Annotated in this window: 15 protein-coding genes; 4 read left to right on the top strand and 11 right to left on the bottom strand. The window is 66.7% G+C overall.

Going from position 1 to position 13,816, the window contains the following annotated elements:
• Positions 1–20: 20 nt before the first annotated feature.
• The 5 genes from G3N64_RS25470 to G3N64_RS25450 form a co-directional block, all read right to left on the bottom strand.
• Positions 21–1,052 (bottom strand): LacI family DNA-binding transcriptional regulator, encoded by a 1,032-nt coding sequence (locus G3N64_RS25470; protein ID WP_205786375.1) that lies wholly within the window; start codon positions 1,050–1,052, stop codon positions 21–23.
• Positions 1,053–1,087: 35 nt separating this feature from the next.
• The gene (locus tag G3N64_RS25465; protein WP_205786374.1) at positions 1,088–2,107 is read right to left on the bottom strand and encodes an ABC transporter permease; all 1,020 of its coding nucleotides are present in this window, start codon (positions 2,105–2,107) and stop codon (positions 1,088–1,090) included.
• The gene (locus tag G3N64_RS25460) at positions 2,104–3,717 is read right to left on the bottom strand and encodes a sugar ABC transporter ATP-binding protein (RefSeq protein WP_205786373.1); all 1,614 of its coding nucleotides are present in this window, start codon (positions 3,715–3,717) and stop codon (positions 2,104–2,106) included. The genes G3N64_RS25465 and G3N64_RS25460 overlap by 4 nt, the downstream gene beginning before the upstream one ends.
• Before the next feature lie 145 nt (positions 3,718–3,862).
• The gene (locus G3N64_RS25455; RefSeq protein ID WP_205786372.1) at positions 3,863–4,813 is read right to left on the bottom strand and encodes a sugar ABC transporter substrate-binding protein; all 951 of its coding nucleotides are present in this window, start codon (positions 4,811–4,813) and stop codon (positions 3,863–3,865) included.
• Positions 4,814–5,092: 279 nt separating this feature from the next.
• Positions 5,093–5,479 carry a DUF805 domain-containing protein gene (locus G3N64_RS25450; protein ID WP_205786371.1) on the bottom strand — a complete coding sequence of 129 codons (387 nt, stop codon included), beginning with the start codon at positions 5,477–5,479 and terminating at the stop codon, positions 5,093–5,095.
• A gap of 27 nt (positions 5,480–5,506) precedes the next feature.
• Here G3N64_RS25450 and G3N64_RS25445 point away from each other — a divergent pair, with 27 nt between their 5' ends.
• Positions 5,507–5,920, top strand: a complete 414-nt coding sequence (locus tag G3N64_RS25445; RefSeq protein WP_205786370.1) for a hypothetical protein — start codon at positions 5,507–5,509, stop codon at positions 5,918–5,920.
• 64 nt (positions 5,921–5,984) lie between these two features.
• Here the strand turns inward: G3N64_RS25445 and G3N64_RS25440 are convergent, their stop codons facing one another.
• The 5 genes from G3N64_RS25440 to G3N64_RS25420 form a co-directional block, all read right to left on the bottom strand.
• Positions 5,985–6,911 (bottom strand): CysB family HTH-type transcriptional regulator, encoded by a 927-nt coding sequence (locus tag G3N64_RS25440; RefSeq protein ID WP_107314421.1) that lies wholly within the window; start codon positions 6,909–6,911, stop codon positions 5,985–5,987.
• A 75-nt stretch (positions 6,912–6,986) separates the two neighbouring features.
• A complete protein-coding gene (locus G3N64_RS25435) occupies positions 6,987–8,045 on the bottom strand; it encodes a sulfate ABC transporter ATP-binding protein (protein ID WP_205786369.1) in 1,059 nt (352 codons plus the stop codon).
• A 13-nt stretch (positions 8,046–8,058) separates the two neighbouring features.
• Positions 8,059–9,009, bottom strand: a complete 951-nt coding sequence (gene cysW / locus G3N64_RS25430) for a sulfate ABC transporter permease subunit CysW (RefSeq protein ID WP_205786368.1) — start codon at positions 9,007–9,009, stop codon at positions 8,059–8,061.
• Complete coding sequence (gene cysT, locus G3N64_RS25425) at positions 9,006–9,905, bottom strand: sulfate ABC transporter permease subunit CysT (protein ID WP_205786367.1); 900 nt, start codon at positions 9,903–9,905, stop codon at positions 9,006–9,008. Before cysT ends, cysW begins: the two co-directional genes overlap by 4 nt.
• Positions 9,906–10,027: 122 nt before the next feature.
• Positions 10,028–11,065, bottom strand: a complete 1,038-nt coding sequence (locus G3N64_RS25420) for a sulfate ABC transporter substrate-binding protein (protein WP_011351893.1) — start codon at positions 11,063–11,065, stop codon at positions 10,028–10,030.
• A gap of 264 nt (positions 11,066–11,329) precedes the next feature.
• On the opposite strand from G3N64_RS25420, the gene lexA reads away from it, so the two are divergent.
• Genes lexA through G3N64_RS25405 form a run of 3 tightly spaced genes read left to right on the top strand, consistent with a single transcriptional unit; the run spans position 11,330 to position 13,088 of the window.
• Positions 11,330–11,977: a transcriptional repressor LexA gene (lexA, locus tag G3N64_RS25415; protein ID WP_065500118.1), complete on the top strand. Its 648-nt coding sequence runs from the start codon at positions 11,330–11,332 to the stop codon at positions 11,975–11,977.
• Between the two features lie 26 nt (positions 11,978–12,003).
• A complete protein-coding gene (locus G3N64_RS25410) occupies positions 12,004–12,339 on the top strand; it encodes a hypothetical protein (protein WP_205786366.1) in 336 nt (111 codons plus the stop codon).
• Between the two features lie 29 nt (positions 12,340–12,368).
• Positions 12,369–13,088: a DUF2939 domain-containing protein gene (locus G3N64_RS25405; RefSeq protein ID WP_205786365.1), complete on the top strand. Its 720-nt coding sequence runs from the start codon at positions 12,369–12,371 to the stop codon at positions 13,086–13,088.
• A gap of 97 nt (positions 13,089–13,185) precedes the next feature.
• Here the strand turns inward: G3N64_RS25405 and G3N64_RS25400 are convergent, their stop codons facing one another.
• The gene (locus G3N64_RS25400) at positions 13,186–13,683 is read right to left on the bottom strand and encodes a universal stress protein (protein WP_205786364.1); all 498 of its coding nucleotides are present in this window, start codon (positions 13,681–13,683) and stop codon (positions 13,186–13,188) included.
• Positions 13,684–13,816 lie beyond the last annotated feature (133 nt).

The raw sequence follows: 13,816 nt of genomic DNA, 5'->3' as shown, positions 1-13,816 counted from the left end.
GGCGCCGGCTGCGGGCGCCGTCATGCGCGACCGCCGGAGGCCGGCGGCTCGCGGTAGACGGCCGTCGATTCACGCAGCACGAGGCGCGGCGACACGACGCGGCGGCGGCTCGGCACGGCCGTCGAGCCGCCGCCGATCCGCTCGATCAGCGTCTGCGCGGCCATTTCGCCGAGCGCGCGCACCGACTGGCCGACCGTCGACAGCGCCGGATACGTGTAGCGGGAAAATTCGATGTCGTCGAACCCGATGATCGAGCAGTCGTCGGGCACGCGCATCCCGCGCTCGGCCGCCGCGCGCAGCGCGCCGACGCCCATCAGGTCGTTGCCCGCGAAGATCGCGCTCGGCCGTACCGATTCGAACAGGCGCGCCGCCGCGTGATAACCGCCGAGGCACGAGAAGTCGCTTTCCGCGATCGCGCCCGGCACGATGTCGACACCGCGCTCGGCCATCGCGCGGATGAAGCCGTGCACGCGCATCGCGCTGACCGCCGTGTCGGTCGGCCCCGTGATGCAGCCGATCTTCGCGTGCCCGAGCTCGAGCAGGTGGCGCGTCGCCAGGTACGCGCCGCGCTCGTGGTCGATCTGCACGAGGTCGGCCGCAAGCCCCTCGATGTTGCGGTCGACGACGACGAGCGGCGCGTGGATGTCCGCGAGCGTCTGCGCGAGCACCGCATCCTCGCCCGCCGATGCGACGATCAGCCCGTCGATGCGCTTTTCCTGCAGCACGCGCAGGTAGTTGCGCTGCTTCACGGGATCGTCGTCCGAGTTGCAGAAGAACACGCAATAGCCGTTGGCCGCGCACTGATCCTCGATGCCGCGCGCAAGCTCCGCGAAGTACGGATTCGTGCTGTTCGGCACGACGAGGCCGATGGTCGCCGTCGCACGCGCCTTCAGCGAGCGCGCCACGGCCGACGGCACGTAATTCAGCTCGCGGATTGCGCCCTCGACCTTTGCACGCACATCCGCGGACACCGGCCGCGAATTGTTCACCACATGCGAGACGGTCGTAAACGACACGCCCGCCATGGCTGCCACATCCTTGATCGTCGCCATTTCCCGTTTCTCTCTGGTCTGTTCTGTCTGACTGTCTACCGCACGCCCTTGCGCCGGCTGCGATACGTATCGAGCACGACCGCCACCACGATCACCGCGCCGGTGATGATCCGTTTCGTCGGCTCGTTCGCACCGATCTGCGCCAGCCCCGCGGCCAGCACGGAGATGATCAACACGCCGAAGAACGTGCTGATCACCGAGCCGCGCCCGCCCATCAGGCTCGTGCCGCCGATCACGACGGCCGCGATCACCTGCAGTTCGAGGCCGACGCCCGCGTTCGGATCGGCCGCCTCGAGCCGCGAAATCTGGAACAGCGACGCAAGCCCCGCGAACGCGCCCATCAGTGCGAATACGAGAATTTTATACGGCCTCGGGTTAACCCCCGCAAGTCGGACGGCTTCCTCGTTCGTGCCGATCCCGACGAGATAGCGTCCGAACACGGTGCGCGTCAATACGAACTGGGCTGCGATCATCACCGCGACCGCGATCAGGAACGCCGGCGAGATGCCGAGCGCGATCGGGTTCGACAGGAAATCGAACGCGTCGCCGATATAGGCGGTGCGCGAATTCGTCAGCTGGTACGCGAGGCCGCGCGCGGCCTCCAGCACGCCGAGCGACACAATGAACGACGGGATCCGCCAGCCGACCGTGACCGCGCCCGTCAGCGCGCCCGTGGCGGTCGCGACCGCGATGCCGATCAACGCGGCCGGCAGCGGCCCCCACTGCCATTTCAGCGCGGCGACGCTGACCATCGACGCGGCGAGCGCGAGCACCGAGCCGACCGACAGGTCGATCCCGGCAATGATCAGCACGAAGGTCATCCCGACCGACATCACGACGAGATCGGGAATCTGGTTCGCGATCGTGCTGAACGTGTCATAGGTCAGGAAATGCGAGCTCAGCGTCGAAAACAGCACGATCATCGCGGCGAGCGCGCCGGCGAGCCCGAGATAGTTCGACAGGCCGAGCCGCGTGCCGGACAGCGTGCGCGCACGGCGCCCCGTCACGTCCTGCTGCGCGCCTGCGTCGGTCGGGGTTACGGGAGGCTGGGTCATGAATGTCGTCCTGTCTTCGAAGTACCGGGAGCGGCGCCTGGCGCCTGCCCCGCGTCCGGATGCTGCGCGCCGCCCGGCGGCGTCTCGCGGCCGAAGCCGGCGAACGCCGCGGCCAGCAGCGCATCCTGGGTCCAGTTGCCGCGCTCGAATACGGCGGTCATGCGGCCGGCCGACATCACGCCGATCCGGTCGCAGATCAGCATCAGCTCGCGCAGGTCGCTCGACACGACGACGAGCACGCGGCCTTCGCGCGCGAGCGCGCCCATCAAAGTGTAGATCTCGAACTTCGCGCCGACGTCGATCCCGCGCGTCGGCTCGTCGAACAGCAGCACGCCCATGTCGCGCGCGAGCCAGCGGCCGATCACGACCTTCTGCTGGTTACCGCCCGACAGCTCGCCGACCGCCTGCGTCGCGCCGTGCGTGCGGATCCGCAGCGCGTCGATCTGCTGCTCGGCGAGCGCCGTTTCACGCGCGCTGTCGACGATGCCGCCGCGCGCGAGCCGGTCGAGCTGGCCAAGCGACACGTTCGCGATGATCGACTGCGTCAGCAGCAGCCCCTCGCCCTTGCGATCCTCGGTGATCAGCGCGATGCCGTGCTTCACCGCCTCGACGGGCGAACCGATCCGCACCGGCTTCGGCGGCTGGCCGACCGCGATCGTCCCCGCGTCCGGCGCATCCGCACCGTAGATCAGCCGCAGCAGCTCGGTACGCCCCGCACCGATCAGCCCCGAGATGCCGAAGATCTCGCCCGCGCGCACCTCGAGCGACACGTCGCGCACGGCCGCCCCGCGGGTAAGGCCCGACACGACGAGCCGCGGCGCGCCGATATGGCGCTCGCCGAGATCGATGTGCTCGCCGAGCTCGCGCCCGACCATCAGCGTGACGAGCCCGTCGGACGTCGTCGCCGCCATGTCGCCCGCGTGGACGAGCCGGCCGTCGCGCAGCACCGCGACACGCTCGGCGACGCGCGCGAGCTCCTCGAGCCGGTGCGAGATGTAGATGATCGCGACCCCGCGCGCCTTCAGCCGGTCGATCTGCTCGAACAGCAGCTCGACTTCGCGCGCGGTCAGCATCGCGGTCGGTTCGTCGAGAATCAGCACGCGGCAGTCGCCGATCAGGTTGCGCGCGATCTCGACCATCTGCTGGTGGCCGATGCCGAGCGCGCCCACCGGCGTATCGGGATCGACCGAATCGAGCCCGACCTGCGCCATTGCGGCCCGCGCATCGTCGCGCAGCCGCGCGCGATCGATGATCCCGAAGCGCCGCGGCAGGCGGTTCAGGAACAGGTTTTCGGCGACCGTCAGGGTCGGCAGCAGGTTCAGCTCCTGCATCACCATGCGCACGCCGAGCGCTTCGGCCTGCGTCCGGCTCGCCGGCGCATACGGCTGGCCGCCGAGCTGCATCGTGCCGGCGGTCGGTTCGACGAGCCCGCCGATGATCTTCGACAGCGTGCTCTTGCCGGCGCCGTTCTCGCCCGTCAACGCGAGCGCGTGGCCCGGCTCGAGCGTCAGCGTGACGTCGGCGAGCACGGGTTCGGCATAGGTCTTGCCGATGCCGGATACGGACAGCACGGGAATGGCTGCGCGGGAGGGTTGGGAAGTCGGGTCCATCGCGATCCTGATTGCGGCCGCGCGCACGCGGCGCGCGGGTGTGACGCTCACAAGTGCATGTGCATGCAGTGGCCGTGATCGCGCTCACCCCGGATAACGGCCGCCACGCCAGATTCTTGAGGGCGGCGGCCGCATCGGGGTTGCATCACTTCGTCACGAGATCCACCGGCGTCTCGACCACGCCCGACATGTCGGCCTGCTTGCGATGCTCGGCGATCGCCTTGAGCGCCGTGTCGATGCCGAATACGGCCTGCTTCGCCGCGTACTGATCGGCGGTCGCGAGCACGCGGCCGTCCTTCAGCATCGGCTTGATCGCGTTGATGTTGTCGTAGCCGACCACGAGCACCTTGCCCTGCTTGCCGGCCGCGCGCACGGCCGACACGGCGCCGATCGCCATGTTGTCGTTGCCGCACAGGAGTGCCTTCAGGTTCGGGTATTCGTTGAGCATCGCGGCAGCGACCGCATTGCCCTTGTCGATCTCCCATTCGCCGGACTGCACCGACACGACCTTCATCCCGCCCGCCTTCATCGCGTCGTCGAAGCCGGCCGTGCGCTGCTGCGCGTTCGTCGTCGTCGATACGCCTTCGACGATGCCGACCTGGTCGCCCGCCTTCAGCCGCTTCGCGAGGTAATCGCCGATCTTGCGCGCGCCCTTGCGGTTGTCCGGGCCGACGAACGGCACGTTCAGGTTCTTCGACTTCAGTACGTCGGGATCGAGCCGGTTGTCGATGTTCACGACGACGATGCCCGCGTCGACCGCCTTCTTCACGACCGGCACGAGCGCCTTCGAATCGGCCGGCGCGAGTACGATCGCGTCGACCTTCGACACGATCATCTGCTCGACGATGCGGATCTGATTCGCGGTATCGGTCTCGTCCTTGATGCCGTTGGTGACCAGGTCGAACTGGTTCGCGTTGTGTTTCTGGTATTCCTTTGCGCCCGTTTCCATCGTCAGGAAGAACTCGTTGGCGAGCGACTTCATCACGAGCGCGACCTTCGGCTTGGCCGCCGATTGCGCGTGGACGGCCGGTGCGGCGGCGACTGCGACGGCGGCGAGCGCGGCGGTCAGGAAGCGACGGCGAAAGAGGACATTCATACACATATCTCCTGGCGACTGGCCCGAAGGGCCGGACGATTGTTAGACTGTTGTTTTAATGCGAGCAAACGTTTGCGCCACACTACCCGGACAATGGCCATCGATGCTGCTGTCGGTACCACGGAATGGAAGCGAGGCAGACGGCCGACTGCCTGGCGCGTGCTGTCGTTTACGCGCCGCCGCCGGCGGGACGCCGGCGGAGTGAAGGCTATGCTGTACCGATTCGTCTCGGCGCGCAACCTGTCTGATCAATATTTAAGGGTTTATTCGGAGCGCGCGTCACGCCGGGTCCTGCGGCGCCGGCTCGTCTTCATCCGCCGACGGCGGCTCGCCGAACCGGTTCGCGTGCGGCGTACCGGCAATGAAGCCGTTCATCACGAACAACGCGAGCGCGCCGGCAATCGGCACGAACAGCAACAGCATCCACCATCCCGACTTGTCGATGTCGTGCAGCCGCTTCACGCCGACTGCAATCGACGACCACACCGCGATGACCGCAACGGCGACGAGCACCAGCATCGCCAGCAGCGGCAGATCGTCTTCCGGCGCGCCGCGCGAACCCGCATCGAAAATCGCGCTGAGCACCGTGGAAACCAGCGCGTAGATCCACCATGGCAGGCGCCCGATCCGGCCTTCGAAGGAAAAGAGAAACCCTTTCAGATTCATTGTTTACCTCTTCGTCACGCGTGTTGCGTGCTGCGCTTTATGTCGCCGAGTGTGTCGGAACGGGCAATTCGCGTGCATTGTGTTGTGAACGCGGACGGCCTGCCGGCTTTGCTTTCCGCGCTTCGTCCCGACGTTGTGCCGCCGGTGCTGACCGGCGCGTCAGGATGCTGGCCGATGCGCAACACGAACGCACGTCATCCGGTATTCACGCACATTGAATCACAATGGCCGGGCAAGAGATCGTCCGGTATGACGGATGGCCGAAACCGCAACGGGACGTTCAAGCGTGCCCTCTTGTTCTGGTCGTTGCGCTGGCAAGCGAACACTGTCGTTCGCCGCATGCGGCGAAGAATCGGACGGGAAACCGCGAGTGCGGCCGATGAATCCGTGAACCGAACCACCAGGGCGGCGGCAGATCGCCTGCCGCCGCCCCATGCATGACGACCCGTGCAGGGACGTCGCGCCATCCGCAGCGATAACGCGGACGACGCACGACGCGCTGGCGTCAAACGGCTTCGCGCAACAGTCCCGCGATTTCCGCTTCGTTCAGGTGCGGCGCGAACATCTCGATCAGCCGGTACGCATACGCGCGCAGGAACGCGCCCTTGCGCAGACCGACCCGCGTCGTGCTCGCCTCGAACAGGTGCTGCGTATCGAGTGCGACGAGCCCCGTGTCGCGCTGCGGATCGTACGCCATCGCCGCGACGACGCCGATCCCCATCCCGAGTTCGACATACGTCTTGATCACGTCCGCGTCGATCGCGGTCAGCACGACGTCGGGCACCGCGCCCGCCTGCGTGAACGCCTGGTCGATGTGCGAGCGGCCCGTGAAGTCCTGGTCGTACGTGATGATCGGGTACTCGGCGATTTCGTCGAGCGTCAGGTTCTCGCGGCCGACGAGCGGATGGCCCTTCGGCACGACGACCGTGTGGTGCCACGAATAGCACGGGAACGTGACGATGTCCGGATAGCGGTCGAGCGCCTCGGTCGAAATGCCGAGATCGGCCTCGCCGTTCAGGATCATCTGCGCGATCTGCTGCGGGCTGCCCTGGCGCAGCGCGAGATGCACCTTCGGGAACACGTCGGTGAACTGCCGGATCACCTTCGGCAGTGCGTAGCGCGCCTGCGTGTGCGTCGTCGCGACGACGAGGTGGCCACTGTCCTGGTCGGCGAACTGGCGCGCGACGCGGCGCAGGTTCTCGGCGTCGAGCAGCATCCGCTCGATCAGCTGGTGCACGGCCTTGCCGGGCTCCGTGAGCCCCGTCAGCCGCTTGCCGCGCCGGATGAAGATGTCGACGCCCAGCTCGTCCTCGAGATCCTTGATCTGCTTCGACACGCCCGACTGCGACGTGTACAGCACGTTCGCGACTTCCGTCAGGTTCATGTTCTGGCGCACCGCTTCGCGCACGAACCGCAATTGCTGAAAATTCATGGGTATGCCTCTTAGGCTGTCGTTGTTTGATTATCGAATCGGAGCAATTTCCGCCCCCTGCCCTGCATTCTGGCGTCAACGCGAAGGAAACACCCTCACGGCGCGCGGCACGGCCGTCGCACCATCGCCGACCTGAAGCGACAGCGCACGCCATGCATCGCGATCGAGTTCCGCCTCGAGCGCGCCGCCTGCACGCGCCTCGAGCTCCACGCGCACCGACCCGCCGAGCGGAATCACGCGGCGCACGTCCACCGCGATGCCGTCGCGATGCCCTTCGCCAACCGGCCAGAGCTGCAGGTCGTGCGGCCGCACGTAGGCGTTCGCAGGACCCGCGAAATCGGCATCGACCTCGATCGGCTCGGCCGCCCCCTCGGCCACGAAGCCACGCCCGGCGACCGTGCCCGGCAGCCGGTTCGCCGCGCCGAGGAACTCGTAGACGAACGCGCTTTGCGGATGATCGTAGACGTCCTGCGGGCTGCCGACCTGCTCGACGTGGCCGCGGTTCAGCACGACGATGCGGTCCGCGACTTCCAGCGCCTCCTCCTGGTCGTGCGTGACGAAGATCGTCGAGATGTGCAGGTCGTCGTGCAGACGACGCAGCCAGCCGCGCAGCTCCTTGCGGACCTTCGCGTCGAGCGCGCCGAACGGCTCGTCGAGCAGCAGCACCTTCGGCTCGACCGCGAGCGCGCGGGCGAGCGCGATGCGCTGGCGCTGGCCGCCCGACAGCTCGGACGGATAGCGCTGCGCGAGCCAGTCGAGCTGCACGAGCTTCAGCAACTCGTGCACCTTGTCGCGGATCGCGCTTTCCGACGGCCGCTCGCGGCGCGGCTTCACGCGCAACCCGAACGCGACGTTCTCGAAGACCGTCATGTGGCGGAACAGTGCGTAGTGCTGGAACACGAACCCGACCTGGCGGTCGCGTGCGCCGACCGACGCGACGTCGAGCCCCTGCAGCACGACCTGGCCGGCATCCGCGTGCTCGAGGCCCGCGATCACGCGCAGCAGCGTGGTCTTGCCGCAGCCGGACGGCCCGAGCAGCGCGACCAGTTCGCCGGGCGGAAAGTCGAGCGATACGTTGTCGAGCGCCGTGAAATCGCCGAAGCGCTTCTGAAGGTTACGGACGGTGATACCCATTCTGGTTGCCTCTTTACGATTTCGACGAAACGGCGGCGACGGGGCCGGCATGTGCGGGAACGGTGTCGCGCGCGCCGGCCAGTTCGGCGGCGAGGTGGCGCTCGGCGAGCAGCTTCAGCGCGAGCGTGACGAGCGCGAGCAGCGCGAGCACCGACGCCACCGCGAAAGCCGCCGCGAAGTTGTATTCGTTGTACAGGATCTCGACGTGCAGCGGCATCGTGTCGGTCACGCCGCGGATATGGCCGGACACGACCGACACCGCGCCGAACTCGCCCATCGCGCGCGCATTGCACAGGATCACGCCGTACAGCAGGCCCCACTTCACGTTCGGCAGCGTCACGCGGCGGAAGATCTGCCAGCCCGATGCACCGAGCACGCGCGCGGCTTCTTCCTCGTCGGTGCCTTGCGCCTGCATCAGCGGAATCAGTTCGCGCGCGACGAACGGGAACGTGACGAAGATCGTCGCGAGCACGATGCCCGGCACCGCGAAGATGATCTGCATGTCGTGCGCCTGCAGCCACGGCCCGAGCCAGCCCTGCGCGCCGAACAGCAGCACGTACACGAGGCCCGAGATCACCGGCGACACCGAGAACGGCAGGTCGATCAGCGTCGTCAGCAGCGCCTTGCCGCGGAATTCGAATTTCGCGATCGCCCACGATGCACACACGCCGAACACGAGGTTCAGCGGCACGGCGATCGCGGCGACGGTCAGCGTCAGCTTGATCGCCGACCACGCATCGGGATCGGCCAGCGATTCGAGATAGAAGCCGACGCCCTTTCTCAGCGCCTCGACGAACACCGCAGCGAGCGGCACGACGAGGAAGAACGCGAGGAACGCCAGCGCGATGCCCGTGAGCAGCCAGCGCACGACGCGCGACTCGCTGACGGGGTCGAGCCGCTTCGCGGCGCGCCCTTGCGCGGCCGAAGACGGGGTTTTCAGCACGACGGTGGCCTCCTGGCTCATTGCTGGCCTCCTGCTGCGGTGGCGGTAGCGGTGACGGTGGTGGGCGCGGGGCCGCTCGCACCCTTGCTCGTGCGGCGCTGCAGATACCATTGCAGCGTGTTGATCAGCAGCAGCATCAGGAACGACACGACGAGCATCACGACCGCGAGCGCGGTCGCGCCCGCGTAGTCGTACTGCTCGAGCTTCGTGATGATGAGCAGCGACGTGATCTCGGATTTCATCGGCACGTTGCCGGCGATGAAGATCACCGAGCCGTATTCGCCGAGCGCGCGCGCGAACGCGAGCGCGAACCCGGTGAGGAGCGCCGGCAGCACGGCCGGCAGCACGACACGGCGAAACGTCAGCCAGCGCGACGCGCCGAGGCACGCGGCGGCCTCTTCCTGCTCGCGCTCGAAATCCTCGAGCACCGGCTGCACCGTGCGCACGACGAACGGCAGCCCGATGAAGGTCAGCGCGACCAGCACGCCGGCCGGCGTGAACGCGATCTTGATGCCGAGCGGCGCGAGATACTGGCCGACCCAGCCGTTGGTCGCGTAGACGGCCGCGAGCGAAATGCCGGCAACCGACGTCGGGAGTGCGAACGGCAGGTCGACGATTGCGTCGACGAGGCGCTTGAACGGGAACGTGTAGCGCACGAGCACCCACGCGACGAGAAAGCCGAACACGGCGTTGATCAGCGCGCCGCCGAGCGCGGCCGAGAACGTCAGCCGGTACGACGCGAGCACGCGCGGCGACGTGACGGCGGTGACGAACTGGTCCCACGACAGCGTCGCGGTCTTCAGGAACGTGGCGGCGAGCGGTATCAGCACCACGAGGCTCAAATAGGCCACCGTGATGCCTAGCGTCACGCCGAAACCGGGCAGCGCGCTCGGCTTGCGAAAGGTGTACGTCGTCATCGGATGCTCTTGCTGGGTCGATGCTGCTCATGGGTCCGACGCAAACGCCGGCGCAGTGAATCGCGCCGGCGGCCCGTCGGGGATGCGGCGCGCTGTCGTGGCGCGCCGCTGTCGTTATGGCGTTACTGCGGCTTGTAGATCGAATCGAACACGCCGCCGTCCGCGAAATGCGTCTTCTGCGCATTCGTCCAGCCGCCGAAGGTATCGTCGACCGTGTACAGCTTCAGCTTCGGGAACTGCTTCGTCAGCTCCGCCGGCACGTTCTTCGAACGCGGCCGGTAGTAGTTGCGCGCCGCGATCTCCTGGCCCTGCGGGCTGTACAGGAAGTTCAGGTACGCATCGGCCAGCTTGCGCGTGCCCTTCTTGTCGACCACCTTGTCGACCACCGCGACGGGCGGCTCGGCCAGGATGCTCACCGACGGCACGACGATCTCGAACTTGTCGGTGCCGAATTCCTTGACCGACAGGAATGCCTCGTTTTCCCATGCGATCAGGACGTCGCCGATCCCGCGCTGCACGAAGCTCGTGGTCGCGCCGCGCGCGCCCGAATCGAGCACGCCTGCGTTCTTGTAGAGCTTCGTGACGAATTCCTTCGCCGTCTGCTCGTTGCCGCCCGGCTTGTGCACCGCGTACGCCCATGCGGCCAGGTAGTTCCAGCGCGCGCCGCCCGACGTCTTCGGATTCGGCGTGACGATCGAGATGCCCGGCTTGGTCAGGTCGTCCCAGTCCTTGATCCCCTTCGGATTGCCCTTGCGCACCAGGAACACGATCGTCGACGTATACGGCGATGCGTTGTCGGGCAGGCGCTTCTGCCAGTCCTTGTTGACGAGCCCCTTGTTCGCGAGCGCGTCGATGTCGTAAGCGAGCGCCAGCGTGACGACGTCGGCCTGCAGGCCGTCGAGCACCGAGCGCGCCTGCGCGCCCGAGCCGCCGTGCGACTGCTTGAAGTTGACGGTCTCGCCCGTCTTCGCCTTCCACTCCTTGCCGAACGCCTGGTTGAAGTCCTGATACAGCTCGCGCGTCGGGTCGTACGACACGTTCAGGAAGGTCGTATCGGCCTGGGCGTGCGTCGCGACGCCCAGCGCCGCCGCCGCGCCCAGCGCGAGTGTTGCGATCAGGCGGCCCACTCCGCCCACCAGCCCCGTATTGCGCTTGCCCATCCTTGGTTCTCCAGTGTTGTCGGTATTGCGATGTCGGGCCAGTCTAACGAACGGGTTACATGATTAAAAATAATCGTTCCTCATTTTTTAATACTCAAAAGTGCTAACGCAGACGGGATGGACGGTTGCGGCAGATGAACCGGCGTCCGGACGTCGCAAAATCACGCCGGAACCGGCGCGATCGCGTCGAACCTCACGTAACACTTGAAATTCGCGAACTACTGTATAAAAATACAGCTCACTGTCTATCCATACAGTTGAGCCATGACCAAACTCACCGCCCGTCAGCAGCAAGTGTTCGACTTGATCCGTCGCGCGATCGAGCGCTCCGGATTCCCGCCTACCCGTGCCGAGATCGCGGCCGAACTGGGCTTCAGCTCGCCGAATGCGGCCGAGGAGCACCTGCGCGCACTGGCGCGCAAAGGCGTGATCGAGCTGGCCGCCGGCGCGTCGCGCGGCATCCGCCTGCTCGGCATCGAGGATGCCCCGCACCAGTTCACGCTGCCGCACGCCGGCCTGATGCAGCTGTCGCTGCCGCTCGTCGGCCGTGTCGCGGCCGGTAGCCCGATCCTCGCGCAGGAGCACATCTCGCAGCATTACGCGTGCGATCCCGCGCTGTTCTCCAGCAAGCCCGACTACCTGCTGAAAGTGCGCGGCCTGTCGATGCGCGACGCCGGCATCCTCGATGGCGACCTCCTCGCCGTGCAGAAGCGCACCGAAGCGAAGGACGGCCAGATCATCGTCGCGCGTCTCGGCGACGACGTCACGGTCAAGCGCCTGATGCGCCGGCCAGGCGGTCTCGAGCTGATCGCGGAGAACCCGGATTACGAAAACATCTTCGTCAAGGCCGGCAGCGCGGAATTCGCGCTGGAAGGCATCGCCGTCGGGCTGATCCGCTCGGGCGAACTCTGACATTCCGTCTCGCTGAGGAGAACATCATGGAACGCCTTGCCCGTCTGCTGCCTTTCCGTCAATTCGGTCGCCTGCGTCACCTGCGCGGCCGCACGCCCTGTGCACCGCTGTCCGCCGCGGCGCCCGTGCAAGAAGAAGTCGCAGTCGAACGGCAGGCGTCCCTGCTGCCGTCGGCGCTCCCCGCTTTCGCGCGGGTATCGCTGAACGCCGGCCTGAATCACGCAGAACCCGCGCGCCGCGCGCCGGTGCGCGTCTATCACGGCCGTTCGCGCCTGATCATGGTCGGCACGATCGATGCCGTGTGCCGGATGATCGATCGCTGCATCGCAGAGGAACGATCGGCCACGCAAGGCGGTCTCTGATTGCGGAACATCCCCGCACCGGAGGCAACGTGACCGGATCTTCGGGCCGCACATGGCGGCTCAAGCCCCTGCTGATCGTCGTGCTGGCCGTCGCCATCATCGCGGCGGTCGGCTATGCCTATGCATCGCCGTACGTCGCGCTCGGTCGCCTGAAATCGGCGATCGATGCGCGAGATGCGCAGGCTATCAGTGAATATGTCGATTTTCCGTCGCTGCGCATCAGCCTGAAGCAGCAGGTCACGGAAGAATTGATGCGCCGGATCGACGCGGTGAAGAAGAACAATCCGTTCGCGGTGATCGGTGCGCTGATCGGGTCTGCGCTGATCGGCCCGCTGGTCGATGCGTATGCGACCCCGGAGGGCGTGGCCGCGCTGATGAGCGGATTGCCGCCACGTGGCAATCCGGGCGAGCGTCCACCTGAATGGTCGAATCTGCCGCCGGGCAGCCATGCAACGGGCAACACGCCGGCCGTACCGGCGGCCAACCCGGCTCCGGCGAGCGCAGCCGCTCCGGGCAGCAACGCGGCCGCTACAGCCGCGTCATCGCCACCCCCGGCCGCTGCCGCACCGGCCAGCCCGGTCGATGCAACGCATGCGCCGCACCAGCAGCAAACCAGCGCCGGCTACCGGAATATCGATGAATTCGTCGTGACCTACCAGCGTAGTGCCGACGGCACCCGCTATGCGGCGGTATTCCACCGCTTTGGACTGTTCTCGTGGAAGTTGTCTGCAATCGACCTGCACGCTTGACAGGGCTTGACAGGCCGCGGTCGGTGCCCGCGCCACTGACGTGGCACGACGCCTGACCGGCGCGATTCGCCGGTCAGGCAGTCATCGAATCATTGGATCATTTGCCGTTCGCCGTGGCCGCTTCACGCTCGCGCGCGATTTCGGCCTTCTGCTCTTCCGCCGACGAACATGCAACCAGAATGCTGCAGTTCACGCGATCAAGCAGTTGCGTATTGCCCGAGCCCATCCACCATCTCGACAGCCCGCTGCGGCACCGGTGGCCGACAACGACGAGATCGGCCTTCAGCTCCGTCGCAAGATTCGCGATTTCGTCGATCGGATAGCCGAACGCGAAATGGCCTTCGGCCTGCACGCCGCGCTCGCGCAGCCAGTTCACCCCTTCCTGCAGGATTTCACGCGCGGTTTCCTCGAACCGGCCGCACGCGACGTCGGTCAGCAAACCTGCGCTCTGTGCAATGCTCGAGCGCATGTCGACGACCGACAACAAATGCGTTTCGGCCTTCAGGTCCATCGCGAGGTTGGCGCCGCAGCGCAGCGCCTTGCGTCCTTCGAGCGTGCCGTCGTAACACAGCAGAATCTTGTTGTAGCTAGCCATGAAACCTCCCTGTCGCAACACCGAGCCTACGCATTCATCATGGTGCGCCGCAATTCAGGACGCAAGGGATGGAAAACGCTGATTCGCCCCGCTCGGCGCGTGCGCGATGATGCGGTGCACGATCGGTGCGCGC

It is taken from the genome of Burkholderia sp. Ac-20344, assembly GCF_017104975.1.
Lineage (GTDB): Bacteria > Pseudomonadota > Gammaproteobacteria > Burkholderiales > Burkholderiaceae > Burkholderia.
This window is presented reverse-complemented; position numbering and strand designations above follow the sequence as displayed.